The following is a 15,036-nucleotide window of genomic DNA, read 5'->3' as shown; positions in this document are numbered from 1 at the left end:
GTTCCAGCGCCGACGCGATCCGGTCGGTTCGGGTGTCCTGCCAGACGATCGCGTTGTAATAGGGGCGCCCGGTCTTGCGATTCCACACCAGCGTCGTCTCGCGCTGATTCGTAATACCCAGCGCGGCAATGTTTTTCGAACTCAGATTGGCCCGGTTCAACACGGACATCAGCACCGAGGAGGTGCGCTCCCAGATCTCGACCGGGTCGTGCTCCACCCAGCCGGCCCGGGGCAGGATCTGTTCGTGCTCGAGTTGATGGCGGGCTACTTCGGCACCATCGTGATCGAAGATCATGCAGCGAGTGCTGGTGGTCCCCTGGTCGATGGCTGCGACGAATTCGGCGAACTCGGCCAACTGCTCTCCTCCACCCGTGAGCTCGGAACACGTTAGCGTCAAAAGTCCATCATGGTCTACCCGCGGCACCGACGAGGCGGGACTGCGACTCGTGAGAGCTTGCGTTACGGGCGTTAACCCTGTTGCATCGGCGTTGTGGGCGAAGAGGTCAAGCGCACCACGTACGACAGCGCGCATCGGCGGGAATACCGGCGCAAGGTACAGCTGTGCCTGGACGCCTTCGAGACGATGCTGGCCCGGTCAAGCTTTGATGCCGAGCAGCCGCTGACCGGCATGGAGATCGAGTGCAACCTCGTCGACGCCGACTACCAGCCGGCCATGTCCAATCGCCACGTGCTCGACGCCATCGGCGATCCGGCCTATCAGACCGAATTAGGGGCCTACAACATTGAATTCAATGTTCCGCCGCACGCGCTGCCCGGACATACCGCGTTGGATCTCGAGGCCGAGGTGCGGGCCAGCCTGAACGAGGCCGAGAATAAGGCCAGCGCCGCCGGCGGCGCCCACATCGTCATGATCGGCATCCTGCCCACGCTGATGTCCGAACACCTCGACCACGGCTGGATGAGCGAGTCGACGCGGTACGCCGCCCTCAACGACTCGATCTTCACCGCCCGTGGCGAAGACATTCCCATCGACATTTCCGGTCCCGAGCCGCTGAGTTGGCATACCGCCACGATCGCACCCGAATCCGCTTGCACCAGCATGCAATTGCATCTGCAGCTAGCGCCCGAGACGTTCGCCGCCAACTGGAATGCGGCGCAGATCGTGGCCGGCCCGCAGTTGGCGTTGGGCGCCAACTCGCCGTTCTTCTTCGGACACCTGCTGTGGGCCGAAACCCGCATCGAGCTGTTCACCCAGTCCACCGACACCAGGCCTGAGGAACTGAAAACTCAAGGCGTGCGCCCACGGGTCTGGTTCGGCGAGCAGTGGATCAGCTCGGTCCTCGACCTGTACCAAGAGAACCTCCGTTACTTCGGATCCCTGCTGCCTGAGGTGTCCGACGAGGACCCGGTGGCCGAGCTCGCCGCCGGGCGCATCCCGCAGCTTTCCGAACTGCGCCTACACAACGGGACCGTCTATCGGTGGAACCGTCCGGTGTACGACGTGGTCGACGATCGCCCCCATCTGCGACTGGAGAACCGGGTGTTGCCGGCCGGGCCGACGGTCATCGACATGCTGGCGAATTCAGCCTTCTTCTACGGCGTGCTGCGCAGCCTGTCCGAAGCCGACAACCCGCTATGGGACGGCATGGAATTCGGTGTGGCAGAAGCCAATTTCTTGGCGGCGGCACGTTATGGCATCGACGCCCGGCAGCACTGGCCCGGGGTGGGTGAGGTAAGCGCACGCGAACTGGTGCTCGACACGCTGCTGCCGATCGCCGATGGGGGCTTGCAGCGCTGGGGCGTCGACGCCGGGGTGCGCGACCGGTTCCTCGGAGTCATCGAGGGCCGGGCTCGAGCGGGACGCAACGGTGCCAGCTGGCAGGTGTCCACCGTGCGGGCACTGCAGGACGGTGGCATGAGCAGGTCCGCTGCGCTGGCCGAGATGCTGCGCCGGTACTGCGACCACATGCACGCCAACGAGCCGGTGCACACCTGGGAGTAGCTTGGAAACCATGTCGTCTGATGAAGTGATGGACTGGGACAGTGCGTATCGCGAGCAGGCCCACTTCGAGGGTCCACCGCCGTGGAACATCGGTGAGCCACAACCCGAACTGGCGGCGCTGGTCGCGGCCGGCAAGTTTCGCAGCGACGTGCTGGACGCCGGATGTGGGTTCGCCGAGCTGTCGCTGTCACTGGCCGATCAGGGTTACACCGTGGTCGGTGTCGACCTGACACCGACGGCCGTCGCGGCGGCTACCAAGTCCGCCCAGGAGCGTGGCTTGACCACGGCCAGCTTCGTTCAGGCCGACATCACCTCGTTCTCCGGCTACGACGGACGGTTCTCCACCGTCGTCGACAGCACGTTGTTTCACTCGCTTCCTGTCGAGGGTCGCGACGGCTACCTGAACTCGGTACACCGAGCGGCTGCCCCGGGCGCGAGCTTGTTCGTCCTGGTGTTCGCCAAGGGCGCCTTCCCGGCCGAGATGCAACCGAAGCCCAACGAGGTCGACGAGGACGAGCTGCGCGCCGCGGTGAGCACGTACTGGGAGGTCGACGAGATCCGCCCCTCCTTCATCCTGTCGAATGTCGTCGATATCCCCGACGCGCCTTTCGAATTCCCACCGCACGATCGCGACGAGAAGGGCCGGATCAAGATGCCGGCCTACTTGTTGACAGCGCACAAAGGTTAGCCGGCCGCGGTCGCCGCGGTGGCGGCGATGAGGGCCTCGGCGAACGTCTCCAGGTCGTCGGCCGTGGTATCCACGTGCGGCGAGATCCGCAGCACGGGTTCCGTCAGCTCCAGCGGCGCCCGCTGCACCCCGGCGAACGTGGTCAGGATCCGTCGCTCGGCAAGCAGCCAGGCCCGCACCGCCTGCGGGTCGGCGCCGTCGTTCGGGACCAAAGTGGTTATGGCACTGGGCTCCTCGACCTCTTCGACCACCGCCCAGCCGGCCACATCGGCCAGAACAGTGCGACTCAGGCTGCCGAGCTCGGCCAGACGCGCGCACACGACCTGCGGCCCGCACGCCAGATGCTCGCCCAGGGCCAGCGAAAACCCCACGCGCGCAGCAACATTGGCTTCGCCAAATTCCAGCTGTTCGGCAACCGTCGGCAAGCCGTCCTTCCTGGCCCAGTCCGGCGCGGGCAGCCGCGGCCGCAGGGTTTCCATCAGCTCGCGGCGCACCCCGAGCATCCCGACACCGCGAGGCCCGGCAATCCATTTGCGGGACGAGGAGTAGACCACGTCGGCGCCCGCCGCACAGTCCACCTGGCCCAGCGCCTGCGCCGCGTCGAGGGCGAGCGGCAACCCCAACTCCCGGCAGAGTTGGACGATCATCGAAACCGGTTGCACCACACCGCAATGACTGGCCACCGCGGTAAGGTGCACCAGGTCCGGCGGATCGGTCTCCAAAGCCAGCGCCGCGTCGTCGAGGGCGACCCGGCCGTCTTCCATAGTCGGCAGCAGCTGCCGGTCGAATCCGTGCGCCGCCATCAGGGCCAAGTTGGGCCCGTACTCGCCGGGCAGGCAGGCCAGCCTTTTTCGGTCCGCCGTTCCTGCCGGCCAGCTGCCCAGCAGCAGATCCAGAGCGTTCAGCGAACCGGTGGTGAAAACCATTTCGGCATCCGACATTCCGGTCAGCGCGCCGAACGCGACACGCCCGGCGTCGAGCACCGGTGTGGCCGCCTCCGCCGCAACATAGCCACCGACCTCGGACTCGTTGCGGGCGTGCTGCGCCGTGGCCTCGATCACCGCCAGGCTCTGGCGGGAACACGCCGCGTTGTCCAGGTGCAGCCCGGCCATCGGCGGACGGGCTGACCGCCATCGCTCGGCCAGCAGGTTGCCGCCGGTCACTTCACGGCCAACGACAACCCGAAGTCGGCCGCCTCGTCGGTCCACCACCGGGTGCGACGCAGTCCCGCGGCCGCCAATTCGCCAGACACCTTGTCGGAGTGGAACTTGCACGACACCTCGGTGAGCATTTCCTCACCGGCGTCGAAGTCGACGGTCAGCTCGAGCGCGCCGACCCGCACCCGCTGGCGACGGTCGGAGCGCAGCCACATCTCGATGCGTTCTTCCGCCGCGTTCCACCGGGCCACGTGCCGGTAGGCGTTGACGTCGAAGTCGGCGTCGAGTTCCCGGTTCACCACCGCGAGCACATTGCGGTTGAACGCCGCCGTCACGCCGGCGGCGTCGTCATAGGCGCGCACCAGCCGCTCGGTGTCCTTGACCAAGTCCGTGCCCAGCAGCAGGCTGTCGCCGGGCCGCATCTGCGCGGCCAATGCGGCAAGGAATTCCGCGCGCGGACCGGACGTGAGATTGCCGATAGTGGACCCCAAGAACACGAACAGCCGTCGCCCGCCTTCGGGGATCTCGGGCAGGTGCTCTTCGAAATCGCCGCAGACGGCCTTGATTTCGACCCCCTCGTATTCCTGTTGGATGGCCGCGGCGGCGATCGACAGGATGCTGGCGTCGACGTCGAACGGAATGAACCTGCGCAGCGAACCCCGTGCGCGCAGCGCGTCAAGCAACACCCGCGTCTTCTCCGACGTGCCGCTGCCCAATTCCACCAGGGTGTCGGCCTCGCTGACCGATGCGACTTCAGCTGCACGGGCGCGCAAGATCTCAGCTTCGGCGCGCGTCGGATAGTATTCCGGCAACCGGGTGATCTGGTCGAACAGACCACTGCCCACCGAATCGTAGAACCACTTGGGCGGCAACGTCTTTGGCGTCTTTTGCAGGCCGTCCAGCACGTCGCGGCGCAACGCGTGGTACGCCGAGTCGGCGGCCAGGTGGTTCGACAGCGACAGCGTCATCAAGATCCTTTCGACTGGTCCAGCGGGGTCAGCGTGACACCGGTCGCGGTGACGTCGACAAGGTGGCGGTCCGGCACGTCCTCCCAGTCGGAATCGTTGTCATAAGGTTCGCTGGCCAGGACCACGCCGTCCGGGCGGCGCAGGATGGACAGTGTGTCACCCCACGCCGTCGCTAACATGCGAGAGCCGTTGGCGGCCAGTATATTCAGCCGGGCGTTGGGGTCCGCCGCCGCTACCTCGACGATGGTCTCGCCCAGCGCGTCGAGGCCGCGATCAAAGATGACGGCCGCCAGTATCGCGCTGTCACAGACGGATTCGGCCCGTGACGTCGTCGGCAACGCGGCTCGGTCGACGATTCCGTTGTGCGACAACAACCAACGCCCATCGGTGAACGGCGCAGTCGCACTGACCTCGATCGGCATGCCGACGGTGGCCGAGCGGACCGCCGCCACCACACAGTGGCTGCGCAGCGCGGGCGCGACGGAATCGAAAGACACATCGCCCCACAGCGGCGCCTGGCTGCGCCAGCGGCGCGGCATCCCGCCTTCCGGGAAGCCTTTCGAGGAGGTGTCGAAAAACCCGACGCCCCAACCGTCGGCGTTGAGCAGGCAGTGCTTTTGGCGACGCGGCGCATAGGACTGCACGCGCAGCCCGAACGGCGGGTCGAGTACCAGCGAGGAAACCGTGACGCCGGTGCCCAGCCAGCCCAGGTGCCGGCACATCAGACCGGATCCCCGGCGTCGGAGACGTCCCAGGCCAACCGGACGCCGGAGAAGATCTGGCGACGGTAGGGGTGATCCCAGTTGCGGAAACTCGGCCGCATGATGCCTGGCTCCACGGCCCACGAGCCGCCGCGAAGCACCCGGTAATCGCGAAAGAAGAACGGCTGTGAATACCGCTCGTACAGCATGGGGACGAACCCCGGCCATGGCCGCAGCGGGGAGGTGGTCCACTCCCAGACCTCGCCGAGCATCTGCTCGGCCCCGTACGCCGAGGCGCCGCCGGGGTAGGCGCCGACGGGTGCCGGGCGCAACGCCGTGCCGCCCAGGTTGGCCAGTGTTTCGTCCGGTTTGCACTCCCCCCAGGGGTAGCGGCGCCGGGTGTTGGTGGACGGATCCCAGGTGCAGGCCTTCTCCCATTCCATTTCGGTGGGCAGCCGGGCACCGGCCCAGGCCGCGTAGGCCTCGGCCTCGAAATAGCTGACGTGCTGGACGGGTTCATCGGCCGGGATGTCCTCGACGTGGCCGAACCGGGTGCGGGTCGCGCCGTCGGAATTCCAGAACTGCGGCGCGGTCAGGCCCGCGCCCTGGCGGAGCTGCCAGCCGCGCTCCGACCACCAGCGTGGCTGGTCGTAGCCGCCGTCGTCGACGAATTGCCGCCATTCGCCGTTGGTGACCGGAACCCGCCCGATCCGGAACGCGGGCAGGTCGACGACATGGGCAGGTCGCTCGTTGTCCAGCGAATACGGCTCGCTGGCGGCGTCGACACCGAGAACGAACTCGCCGCCGGGGACCAGCACCGACGTGCCTGCCAACCCTGCCCGACCGCCCGGCAGCCCCGGGGCGTCAAGCAAAAGCGGTGCGCCGCAGCGCAAGTTCAGAGCCTGCAGCATCGTTTCGTCGTGCTGGTTTTCGTGGCTGACCACCATGGCATACACGAAGGCCGCCTCGTCGCCCGCGGGATCGTCGGGCAGCACGTCAAGCGCGTCGAGCACGGCGGACCGCACGGTTTGGCAATATGCCCGCGCTTTGTCCGGCGACAGCAGCGGCAGGTCGACCCGGCTGGCGCGGGAATGCACGAAGGCGTCGTAGAGCCCCTCGACGACCGGCGGCAACATCCCGGGCCGCGCGGGATCGCCACCCCGCAACAGCCACAGCTCCTCCTGCTGACCGATGTGCGCCAGGTCCCACACCAAGGGGCTCATCAACGGGTCGTACTGCCGACAGAGCTCCGCGTCGTCAAACTCAACCAGACGCAACGTCCGCGTCCGCGTCCGCGCCAAGTCGTCGGCGATGCACTCCCGTGACGTCACAGCTCCCCTTGCGAGCAACGCGCCGCCTCGGAGACCGTAGCCGCGAGGCCGTGCTCGATCACCTGGTCGGAGAACTCATCGCCAGGGCAGCGGCCCTGGTCGACGAGGCGGACCAACCGCTGCATTGAATCACCGAGTTCGGCCGGGGCTTTCGCGGCGGCGACGGCCAGGCACGCGTTGGCGGCCCCGTACAGCCGCCGATCCCGCAGCCCCACTCGGGCCGCGATGTCCCAGGCGGTGGCAACCGGTTCGACCGCCTCGGCCGCGATGTCGGCGGCCGCCGGGTCATCGAGCAGGACCGCCATTGTGAACGCCACCGCGGGCCACACCGCGTCCGGCACGCTGTCCAAATATCGGATCTCCAGCCACTGCCTGGGGCGCACCGGCGGGAACAACGTGGTCAGGTGGTACTCCAGGTCACCGACGCTGGGCCGGCGATCCCCAAGCAACACCCGGCCGTCGACCCAGTCGGCAAAGGGCACCCAATGCGTGACGGCCTCGGCGTCGGGGTTGTGCACCAGCATCACCGGGGCCTTGAGCGCATACCGGGCCCAGTCGGTGCCCGGGTCATCGCCGCTGGCCCCCAGGATGGGTCCGCAGCGCGCCGAGTCCATCCGACCCCACACTCGCTGCCGGCTCGACACCCAGCCCGTGAATTCACCGCCCAGCATCGGCGAGTTCGCCGTTATAGCGATCATGGTGGGCCCCAACGCATGTGCCAGGCGCACTCGCGCCGCCCAGCCGTCCCGCGGCCCGGCGTCCACATTGACTTGAATCGATGCGGTGGACGTCATCATCGCCGCTCCCGCTTCCCCCGAATCGCTGGTCGCGAAGAACCGTTCCATGGCGCGATACCGGGCGCCGGGGTTGATGCGCCTGGGCGGGCGCAGCGGGTCGGCGCCGAGGAAGACCAGCCCCAGCCCGGCCTCAGCAAACGCCGGCTGCAGCACGGCCTGATCCCGGCGCATGGCGTCGATGGCGGGTACTACGCCGTCGGCCGGCGGCCCGGACAATTCGACGGCGCCGCCCGGCTCCACGGTGATCCTGCTGCCTCCGGGTAACGCGGGGAGCGCGTCGAGCACGTCCGCGATCTCGTTCCAGCTCGGTCTGCGGTGCGGGTCGGCCGGGTCGTGGCAGTGGGCCTCAAGCTCCAGACCGACACGGCCCAGCGGGGCGTCCACCAGGCATCCCTCGGCGATGTACTGCGCGACGGCCGCAGAGTCGGCCAGCTCGGCGATGTCCAGCCCCGGGGCCGGGTCAGCACCGGCCACCCGCGACTCCGACCGCGACGCCGCGGAGGTGATCGGCGCGAACGTCATATCACGATCCCTTCGGGTCCGGGCAAGCCTGAAGATGGACCTGCGGACCGCTTCCCTGCGGCAGCTATTCGAACGATAATCGGCGCTACTTCGTCTAGTGCTTCATCTATCAGATGCCTCCGACATATTCCCTTCCCCGCACTTCCGCGCGCACGGGAAGACTGGTACCCAATCGCCGGATTATTGACCCAAGGCGTTCTGCATCGCCCCGGCTAGAACGTTCACCGCGGGCCCGGCGTTGCCGGATTGGCACACTTTCGCCTGCAGCAACACGTTTTCGCGCAGCCTGGTTTGATTGAAGCACCGGCGATCGGTGCCCGCCTCCTGCTTGGTCCAGTTCTCGTCGGCGGGGCCGGCCGGCCCGCCGTCGAACGACCACACCTGGGTGCTGCCGTTGTCCAGGTGGAGCGCGGTCGTCTGTCCCGAACAGCCCACCGTTCGATCCACCACCCGATGAAAAGCCCGACCCGCGGCGTCGCTGGTGGCGAACACCCCGACGGCCTGTTTGACCAGATGTGTCTGATCGGTGGCCGCCGTCTGGGTGAGGGCTCCGTTGAACGACGCCAGATCGGGATCGTTGTAGACCTCGGGCAAACCGATGTCGGCCCAGTTGTTGCACTCCGCGAGGTCCACCCAGTCGCCTTGTCCGGGCTGGGTGAACACCGACTCCCACCCCATGGGTCCGCCGACGATGTTGCCGACCGAGCCTTTGCCCAGGACCGCGTAGTTCACCACGCCCGGCTCCGACGGGTGCGCGGCCGCCATCGGCGCCACGACGGTCCCGGCCAAGGCCAAGCCGACGGCCATCACGGCCCCTTGCAGCTGGGCAACCTGCGTAACCCGCATGGTCATGCAGCGATCATGCCAGGCGCATGGACGTGCGGTCAGCCCCCGTTGCCTCGGACGCCTTCCTCGACCTTTTTCCCGAGGTCGGGATCGACATTGCGCCAGTACTCGAACACCCGCGACAGCACCGGCTCCTTGACGCCTTGGGACACGTGGCCAATGATGTTGCCCGCCAAGCGTTCCCGTGCCGCGTCGTCGAGGACTTCGCGGACCATGGTGCCGGCCTGCCCCCAGTCGTCGTCCTCGGCGTGCAGCGTGTACGCCGACCGGACCATGTCGCCGTCGGCATGCCAGCGGATCTCGGCGGCGCGTGCCGGGTCGGCGTGCGGCCCTCCATAGGAGTTGGGCGCATACACGGGGTCGGAGACGTTGTTGATCCGCATGGCCCCGTCTTTGGAGTAGCTGTTCACCTCGACTTTGGGGGTGTTGACCGGGATCTGCCGGTAGTTGGTCCCCAGTCGGGCGCGATGCGCGTCGGAGTACGAGAAGCCTCGCGCCTGCAGCATCTTGTCCGGGCTCAGGCCGGTGCCGGGCACGGTGTTGTTCGGCTCGAATGCCGCTTGCTCGATCTCGGCGTGATAGTCGGTGACGTTGCGGTTCAGCGTCATCCTGCCGACGTCGATCAACGGGTAGTCGCCGTGTGGCCACACCTTGGTCAGATCGAACGGGTTGAAGCGATAGTTTCTGGCTTCTTCATACGGCATGATCTGCATCTTCAGTGTCCAGCTCGGATGATCCCCGCGTTCGATCGACTCGAACAGGTCGCGCTGGTGGTAGTCGCCATCCTCGCCGGCCAACCGGTCCGCGTCCTCCTGGGTCAGGAACTCGATGCCCTGATCGGTGATGAAGTGGTACTTCACCCAGAAGATCTCGCCGGCCGCGTTGATCCAGCTGTAGGTGTGGCTGCTATAGCCGTTCATGTTCCGCCAGGTCTTGGGGATTCCGCGGTCGCCCATCAACCAGGTCACCTGGTGCGCCGACTCCGGGGAGAGACTCCAGAAGTCCCACTGCATGTTGTGGTCACGCACATTGCTTGCCTGCAAGCGCTTCTGGGAACGGATGAAGTGCTGGAACTTCAACGGATCGCGCATGAAGAAGACCGGGGTGTTGTTGCCGACGAGGTCGAAATTGCCTTCGCTCGTGTAGAACTTCAGCGCGAAGCCACGCGGGTCGCGCCAGGTGTCTGGGCTGCCCCGCTCGCCGGCGACGGTGGAAAACCTGGCCAACATGTCGGTTTTGGTGCCGGGCTGGAAGACCGCGGCCCTGGTGTACTGGCTGACGTCATTGGTCACCTCGAAATGCCCGAACGCGCCACCACCTTTCGCGTGCGGCTGACGCTCCGGGATGCGCTCCCGATTGAACATCGCCATCTGTTCAACTAGGTAGTGGTCCTGCAACAGAATCGGGCCGTCTGGGCCGATCGTCAGCGACTGATCGTCGCTCGGCGCTGCGATACCGGCGTCATTGGTCGTGAAACGCTCCGTCATTACGCTCTCCTCGTCACCATGCTGAAAGCCGCAATACCTCCGGGGTCGCACACCGCGGTACCGAATCCGCTTACACAGCAAGCATCTTCAGCACGGCGGTGAACTCCCCGGATCTTCCGGCCCGCAATCGAGTATTCCCCTTATCTTGATCTGGTCAAGAAAATGCGCGGGCAACTGTCGATCGGGTTACCCACTACGGGTTAGTACCCATTCCGGGCGTGGCTTAAGTGAGCGCTATCAGCGACGCGGCGCGGGCGCGCCGGGGGGCGGGCTGGCAGGCGGCTGCCCGGGACCGCTGACACCCGGACCGGCCGGTCCGCCGGGAGCGCCCGGACCGCCGGGGGGCATCGGAACGATCAACCCGGGTCCGCCGGGCCCATATCCCCCCGGTCCGTTGTCGGGTCCCGGACCACCGGGTCCGCCGTACCACGGTCCGTAGCCGCCGCCAGGACCGCCGTACTGCCCGGGCCCGTTACCCGGCCCGGGGCCGCCAGGTCCCCAGGGCCCATTACCCGGTCCGGGACCGCCGGGGCCGCCGGGGTGGAACATGCCGTGGTGGTACTGGCAGGGGTGCTGGTGCTTCCAGATGTAGGCACCGACGAAGAACAGCGAGGTGAGGATGAAGACGACGCCGGCGACGATCACCACCCAGGCCGCCGCCGTATAGAGCCGCGGGGGTTCCACCCGGTTCGGTGGTGGCGACGGTGCCCCAGCGACTGATGTGGCTGGCGTCGGCTCGGTGGTCGGCTCGACTCGTGGTTCGGGTGTCTCGCTCATGCCTTGCATAGTGCCCCGCATACCTGGTCCCTAACAGGTCTCGCCGACAAAAATGTTGTGAATCGAGATACGGCGGTTAGACACCGGTGACCGCAATAGGCAGGTGGCCCGGCGCTCACGTGGAGCGCCGGGCCACTGGTTGACGAACGTTTTTTCAGTTGGTCAGCACGATGACGCTCGGGACCTGTCCCAGCGCGCCGTGGGCCGCGGCCGCGGAGTGGAAGAGCGACGGCGGGAGCTGACCGGGGGCCATGCCACTAGGACGCACGCCGGACGGAGCCGGAGGAGCGGTGGTGGCTCCCGGACCGTTCTGTCCGCCCTGTCCACCCTGACCGCCCTGGCCACCCGGTGCGCCCGGACCACCGAAGTTGCCGGGACCGCCAGGACCGCGGTGGTGAACCATCGCGTGGTGGTGCTTGTGGTGGTGGCCGTGATGGCCGCCGCGGTGGCCGAGGATGAAGCCGGTGAAGAAGATGACCGCGAGGATGAACACGATCCCGGCGACGATGGCGACCCACGCGGCGATTTGGAAGACGCGCGGGGCCCGGTAGGCCGCTACCGCTTCCGCGGCGGCCGGTGCAGTTGCGGTGGAGTGCCGCACAGTGGGGGTTTCAGATGTTTCACTCATGAGACAAATGATGAAGCCGTTAACAGTAGTGGCTGCTATGCGCTACTTATGTAAGAGCTGTGAACTAAAGCCCCCGGTCAGCGGGTCAATGGCCGCGGGTGACCCGGGTGTGCCGCGACCCCCTGGCGCAATACGGCCGCTAATTGAGCCTGAAGGGGTTGAAGCCGCGTCTCGAAGGTCCGTTGCGGTTTGCTGGATGCTCGTGTGCTCGGTGTGACATTCTGTGCGAGTGTCCGCAGCAGGACCGCCTTCTGGTGTGGTGACGTTCCTGTTCACCGATATCGAGGGTTCGACCCGTCGGTGGGAAGCCGACGCCGACACGATGCGGGCGGCGCTGGTTGCTCACGATGCGGTATTGCGCCAGGCGATCGCGGCGCACGGCGGGTTCCTTTTCAAGCACACCGGTGACGGTGTATGCGCGGCATTCAGCTCCCCGAAAGCAGCGGTGGATGCGGCGGTGGCCGCGCAGCGGAACCTGGGTCTGCCGGTACGGATAGGTGTCGCGACCGGCGAAGCCGAGCTGCGGGACGGGGATTACTTCGGCGCTGTGCTCAATCGAGTAGCACGTGTGATGGCCGCCGGGCACGGCGGGCAGATCCTGGTGGCCGAGTCGACGGCTGGTCTGCTCAGCGGAGTAGACCTCGTCGATCTGGGGCCGCGACGGTTACGGGACCTGCCGACTCCGGTAGGGGTGTTTCAAGTCCAAGCATCCGGCCTGCGGACAGACTTTCCGCCGCTGCGGGCGTTAGATGCGAGCCGAGGGAATCTGCGATTGGCGACCAGCAGTTTCATCGGACGGGAGTCTGAAATTGGCGAGGTGCAAGCAGCGGTCAAAGCTCATCGGCTCGTGACGTTGACCGGTGTCGGCGGAGTCGGCAAGACCCGGTTGGCCTTGGAGGTCGCGAGGCGTCTCGTCGATGAATTCCCAGACGGCGTCTGGGTTTTCGAGTTGGCCGCGGTCACCGATCCGGCGGCGGTGCCCGATGCGGTCGCGGCTGTGCTAGGTATTACCCAGCAGCCGGGAAAGAGCATGAGCGAGTCGCTAGCTGCCGCGATGGAAGGCACCATCCGATTGTTGGTGATCGACAACTGCGAGCATTTGCGTGAAGCTGCGGCCGATTTGGTCGAGACGATTTTGGCGCAATCGGCGACGGTGAAGGTTCTGGCAACCAGCCGCGAAGGACTAAGGGTCGCCGATGAGCAAGCGTGCCTGGTGCCCTCTCTGGACGTCGCCGCAGGCACCGACTCTGCCGCGGTGGCGCTCTATGTCGAACGCGCACGAGGCGAGGGCTCGCAGTTCTCGGTGACCACACCCGATGAGATGGCCGCGGTGGTCGAGATCTGCCGCCGTCTCGACGGGATCCCATTGGCGATCGAGTTAGCGGCCTCCCGCATGGCGTCGATGACGGCTGCCGAGGTGAGGGACCGTCTCGATCAGCGGTTCCGTCTACTGGTGGGCTCGCGACGTGCTCTGGAACGTCACCACACCCTGCGCCACGCCGTCGCCTGGTCTTTCGAGCTCCTCGACGACACGGAAAAGGCTCTGCTGGAGCGGTGTTCGGTGTTCACCGGTGGATTCGACCTGCAAAGCGCTTGTGCGGTAACAGGATTCGATGACGCAGATGACCTAGTCGTCCTCGATCTGCTCGACGCACTTGTGCGCAAGTCGCTGCTGGCCGCCGAGCGATCAGCCGGACGGACCCGGTATTCGATGCTGGAGACCATCCGACAGTTCGCCGAGGAACAACTCGTCGCCCGCGGCGAAGCATCCGAGATTCGGGCCGCCCACTCGCGGTACTTCGCCGGACGGGAAGCCGACGTCATGGCCCTGTGGGACAGCCCCCGACAGCGTGAGGCCTACGACTGGTTCGCAACCGAACTGGCCAACCTGCGCACCGCATTCCGCTGGGCTGCCGACGACGGCGACCTCGACAGCGCCGCGGCACTGGCCTTCTACCCGGGATTCCTCGGCCTCTTGGTCGAACAGTACGAGCCCGGTGGGTGGGCCGAGGAACTCATTGAATCCGCACGAAGGGTGAATCATCGGCGGCTTGCGCAGCTGTACGCGCTCGCCGCGCAGTGCTACGCGGCGGGGCGATTAGGCGACGCTGTCGGGTATCTCGACGCCAGTCGGCAGTTAACGGACAGCGGAGGTTTCGACGAGGTTCCGTACGAGTTGCAAAGGTCGAGCGGCGTTGTGTACAGCCATGCCGGTCAGAGCGAGCGGTGGGCTGAGTTGTGCCGCAGTGCGATCGGACAAGAGGCGGGTTCTCAAACGGTCACCCGCGCATGTCTGGCCATGGCGCTCTACTTCTTAGGTAGAGGCGATGATGCGCGGGCGGCATCGCACGGCCTGCTGGACGCTGCAGATGCCGCTGCCAGTCCAAGCACAGCCTGCTTCGCACTGTTGGCGCACGGCCTTGCCTACCACGATGCTGATCCCGCCGCGGCCTATGACGCTCTTCGCCGCTCGCTGACGATCGCTCAGGAGAGCGGCAACCGACAGATGGAATCGGCATCGGCGTCAACGGTGTTGCTTGTGGCGACTACTTACCATGACCCCATCGAATGTTTCGAAACTCTGACGTTGTTAATCGGCCGCTATTACGACGTCGGCAACGTGGCTCTCTTGCTGAACCCGCTGGCAATGCTCGTGTCCCTGCTGGACCGGTTCGGACACCATGAACAGGCCGCGATCATTAGCGGGTTCGCTGCCAGCGCCTTTTCGCTCGCGAGTTATCCCCAGCTGAAACCGGCGATCGCCCACCTTCGTAATGTCCTGGGCGACCAGACCTACGAATCGCTCGCCCGCACGGGCGAGGCGATGACCATCGCCGAGATGGTGACCTATGCCTACAACCAAATCGACCAGGCCCGAACGGAACTCGAGCAGCGAGGCTAAAGCCTTGGCAAGCGACCATCTGGTCGACGTCACCTGGGTCGCCCGCAGCTTTACCAGCCCAGCGAAATTAGCTGACAATTCGTACAGGAAACATACAGGTTTGCAGAGCAAATGCTCAGCAATTTGAGTGCACCGTCGTTTCAGCAAACAGGGACGGTTTGTGGGGAATGTCACAAACTACTTGCCAAGTTGCTCGCATATACAACTTTATGCGTAAATACCAACGGTCCGAGGCGCCTTCAGCATCGACGGTGGAGCGCCGACCCGGG

Annotated in this window: 13 protein-coding genes; 3 read left to right on the top strand and 10 right to left on the bottom strand. The window is 66.2% G+C overall.

Annotation, left to right across the window (positions count from 1 at the left end; genetic code table 11):
* Nucleotides 1–355: FGGY family carbohydrate kinase (locus tag VFW69_RS18670; protein WP_526503303.1), on the bottom strand; the 355-nt coding region annotated here is incomplete at its 3' end.
* A gap of 135 nt (nucleotides 356–490) precedes the next feature.
* Here VFW69_RS18670 and VFW69_RS18665 point away from each other — a divergent pair.
* Together VFW69_RS18665 and VFW69_RS18660 are read left to right on the top strand one after the other, a co-directional pair.
* Complete coding sequence (locus VFW69_RS18665) at nucleotides 491–1,963, top strand: glutamate-cysteine ligase family protein (RefSeq protein ID WP_526503301.1); 1,473 nt, start codon at nucleotides 491–493, stop codon at nucleotides 1,961–1,963.
* A gap of 10 nt (nucleotides 1,964–1,973) precedes the next feature.
* The gene (locus VFW69_RS18660; RefSeq protein ID WP_526503299.1) at nucleotides 1,974–2,651 is read left to right on the top strand and encodes a class I SAM-dependent methyltransferase; all 678 of its coding nucleotides are present in this window, start codon (nucleotides 1,974–1,976) and stop codon (nucleotides 2,649–2,651) included.
* On the opposite strand, the gene egtE is transcribed toward VFW69_RS18660, so the two are convergent.
* The 9 genes from egtE to VFW69_RS18615 form a co-directional block, all read right to left on the bottom strand.
* On the bottom strand, nucleotides 2,648–3,763 hold the full coding sequence (egtE, locus tag VFW69_RS18655; protein ID WP_526503307.1) for an ergothioneine biosynthesis PLP-dependent enzyme EgtE: 1,116 nt from the start codon (nucleotides 3,761–3,763) through the stop codon (nucleotides 2,648–2,650). The two genes, VFW69_RS18660 and egtE, sit on opposite strands and share 4 nt — an antisense overlap.
* Nucleotides 3,764–3,810: 47 nt before the next feature.
* A complete protein-coding gene (gene egtD / locus VFW69_RS18650) occupies nucleotides 3,811–4,776 on the bottom strand; it encodes an L-histidine N(alpha)-methyltransferase (protein WP_526503297.1) in 966 nt (321 codons plus the stop codon).
* The gene (egtC, locus tag VFW69_RS18645; RefSeq protein WP_526503295.1) at nucleotides 4,776–5,498 is read right to left on the bottom strand and encodes an ergothioneine biosynthesis protein EgtC; all 723 of its coding nucleotides are present in this window, start codon (nucleotides 5,496–5,498) and stop codon (nucleotides 4,776–4,778) included. The genes egtD and egtC overlap by 1 nt, the downstream gene beginning before the upstream one ends.
* Complete coding sequence (egtB, locus tag VFW69_RS18640) at nucleotides 5,498–6,808, bottom strand: ergothioneine biosynthesis protein EgtB (RefSeq protein ID WP_526503293.1); 1,311 nt, start codon at nucleotides 6,806–6,808, stop codon at nucleotides 5,498–5,500. The genes egtC and egtB overlap by 1 nt, the downstream gene beginning before the upstream one ends.
* The gene (gene egtA / locus VFW69_RS18635) at nucleotides 6,805–8,127 is read right to left on the bottom strand and encodes an ergothioneine biosynthesis glutamate--cysteine ligase EgtA (protein ID WP_526503291.1); all 1,323 of its coding nucleotides are present in this window, start codon (nucleotides 8,125–8,127) and stop codon (nucleotides 6,805–6,807) included. Before egtA ends, egtB begins: the two co-directional genes overlap by 4 nt.
* Nucleotides 8,128–8,307: 180 nt before the next feature.
* A complete protein-coding gene (locus VFW69_RS18630) occupies nucleotides 8,308–8,979 on the bottom strand; it encodes a sensor domain-containing protein (RefSeq protein ID WP_526503289.1) in 672 nt (223 codons plus the stop codon).
* A gap of 32 nt (nucleotides 8,980–9,011) precedes the next feature.
* Nucleotides 9,012–10,460, bottom strand: coding sequence for a catalase (locus VFW69_RS18625; protein WP_526503287.1), 1,449 nt, complete (start codon nucleotides 10,458–10,460; stop codon nucleotides 9,012–9,014).
* Between the two features lie 237 nt (nucleotides 10,461–10,697).
* Entirely contained in the window at nucleotides 10,698–11,237 is a 540-nt protein-coding gene (locus VFW69_RS18620) for a hypothetical protein (RefSeq protein WP_526503285.1), read from the bottom strand.
* Nucleotides 11,238–11,391: 154 nt separating this feature from the next.
* Complete coding sequence (locus tag VFW69_RS18615) at nucleotides 11,392–11,838, bottom strand: hypothetical protein (protein WP_526503305.1); 447 nt, start codon at nucleotides 11,836–11,838, stop codon at nucleotides 11,392–11,394.
* Between the two features lie 250 nt (nucleotides 11,839–12,088).
* Between VFW69_RS18615 and VFW69_RS18610 the strand changes: the two genes are divergently transcribed.
* Entirely contained in the window at nucleotides 12,089–14,767 is a 2,679-nt protein-coding gene (locus VFW69_RS18610; protein WP_526503283.1) for a winged helix-turn-helix domain-containing protein, read from the top strand.
* Nucleotides 14,768–15,036: the final 269 nt, after the last annotated feature.

Origin of the sequence: Mycobacterium sp. (assembly GCF_036273375.1) — a bacterium.
GTDB lineage: Bacteria > Actinomycetota > Actinomycetes > Mycobacteriales > Mycobacteriaceae > Mycobacterium.
Note: the sequence above shows the minus strand (reverse complement) of the source record. Positions and strands in the feature narration are given on the sequence as shown.

What these genes read in the sequence shown, in the direction of transcription:
- VFW69_RS18660 (WP_526503299.1), top strand. Translation starts at nt 1,974, where the DNA reads ATGTCGTCTGATGAAGTGATGGACTGGGACAGTGCGTATCGCGAGCAG.
- egtE (WP_526503307.1), bottom strand. Translation starts at nt 3,763, where the DNA reads ATGGCCGGGCTGCACCTGGACAACGCGGCGTGTTCCCGCCAGAGCCTG.
- egtD (WP_526503297.1), bottom strand. Translation starts at nt 4,776, where the DNA reads ATGACGCTGTCGCTGTCGAACCACCTGGCCGCCGACTCGGCGTACCAC.
- egtC (WP_526503295.1), bottom strand. Translation starts at nt 5,498, where the DNA reads ATGTGCCGGCACCTGGGCTGGCTGGGCACCGGCGTCACGGTTTCCTCG.
- egtA (WP_526503291.1), bottom strand. Translation starts at nt 8,127, where the DNA reads ATGACGTTCGCGCCGATCACCTCCGCGGCGTCGCGGTCGGAGTCGCGG.
- VFW69_RS18630 (WP_526503289.1), bottom strand. Translation starts at nt 8,979, where the DNA reads ATGACCATGCGGGTTACGCAGGTTGCCCAGCTGCAAGGGGCCGTGATG.
- VFW69_RS18625 (WP_526503287.1), bottom strand. Translation starts at nt 10,460, where the DNA reads ATGACGGAGCGTTTCACGACCAATGACGCCGGTATCGCAGCGCCGAGC.
- VFW69_RS18620 (WP_526503285.1), bottom strand. Translation starts at nt 11,237, where the DNA reads ATGAGCGAGACACCCGAACCACGAGTCGAGCCGACCACCGAGCCGACG.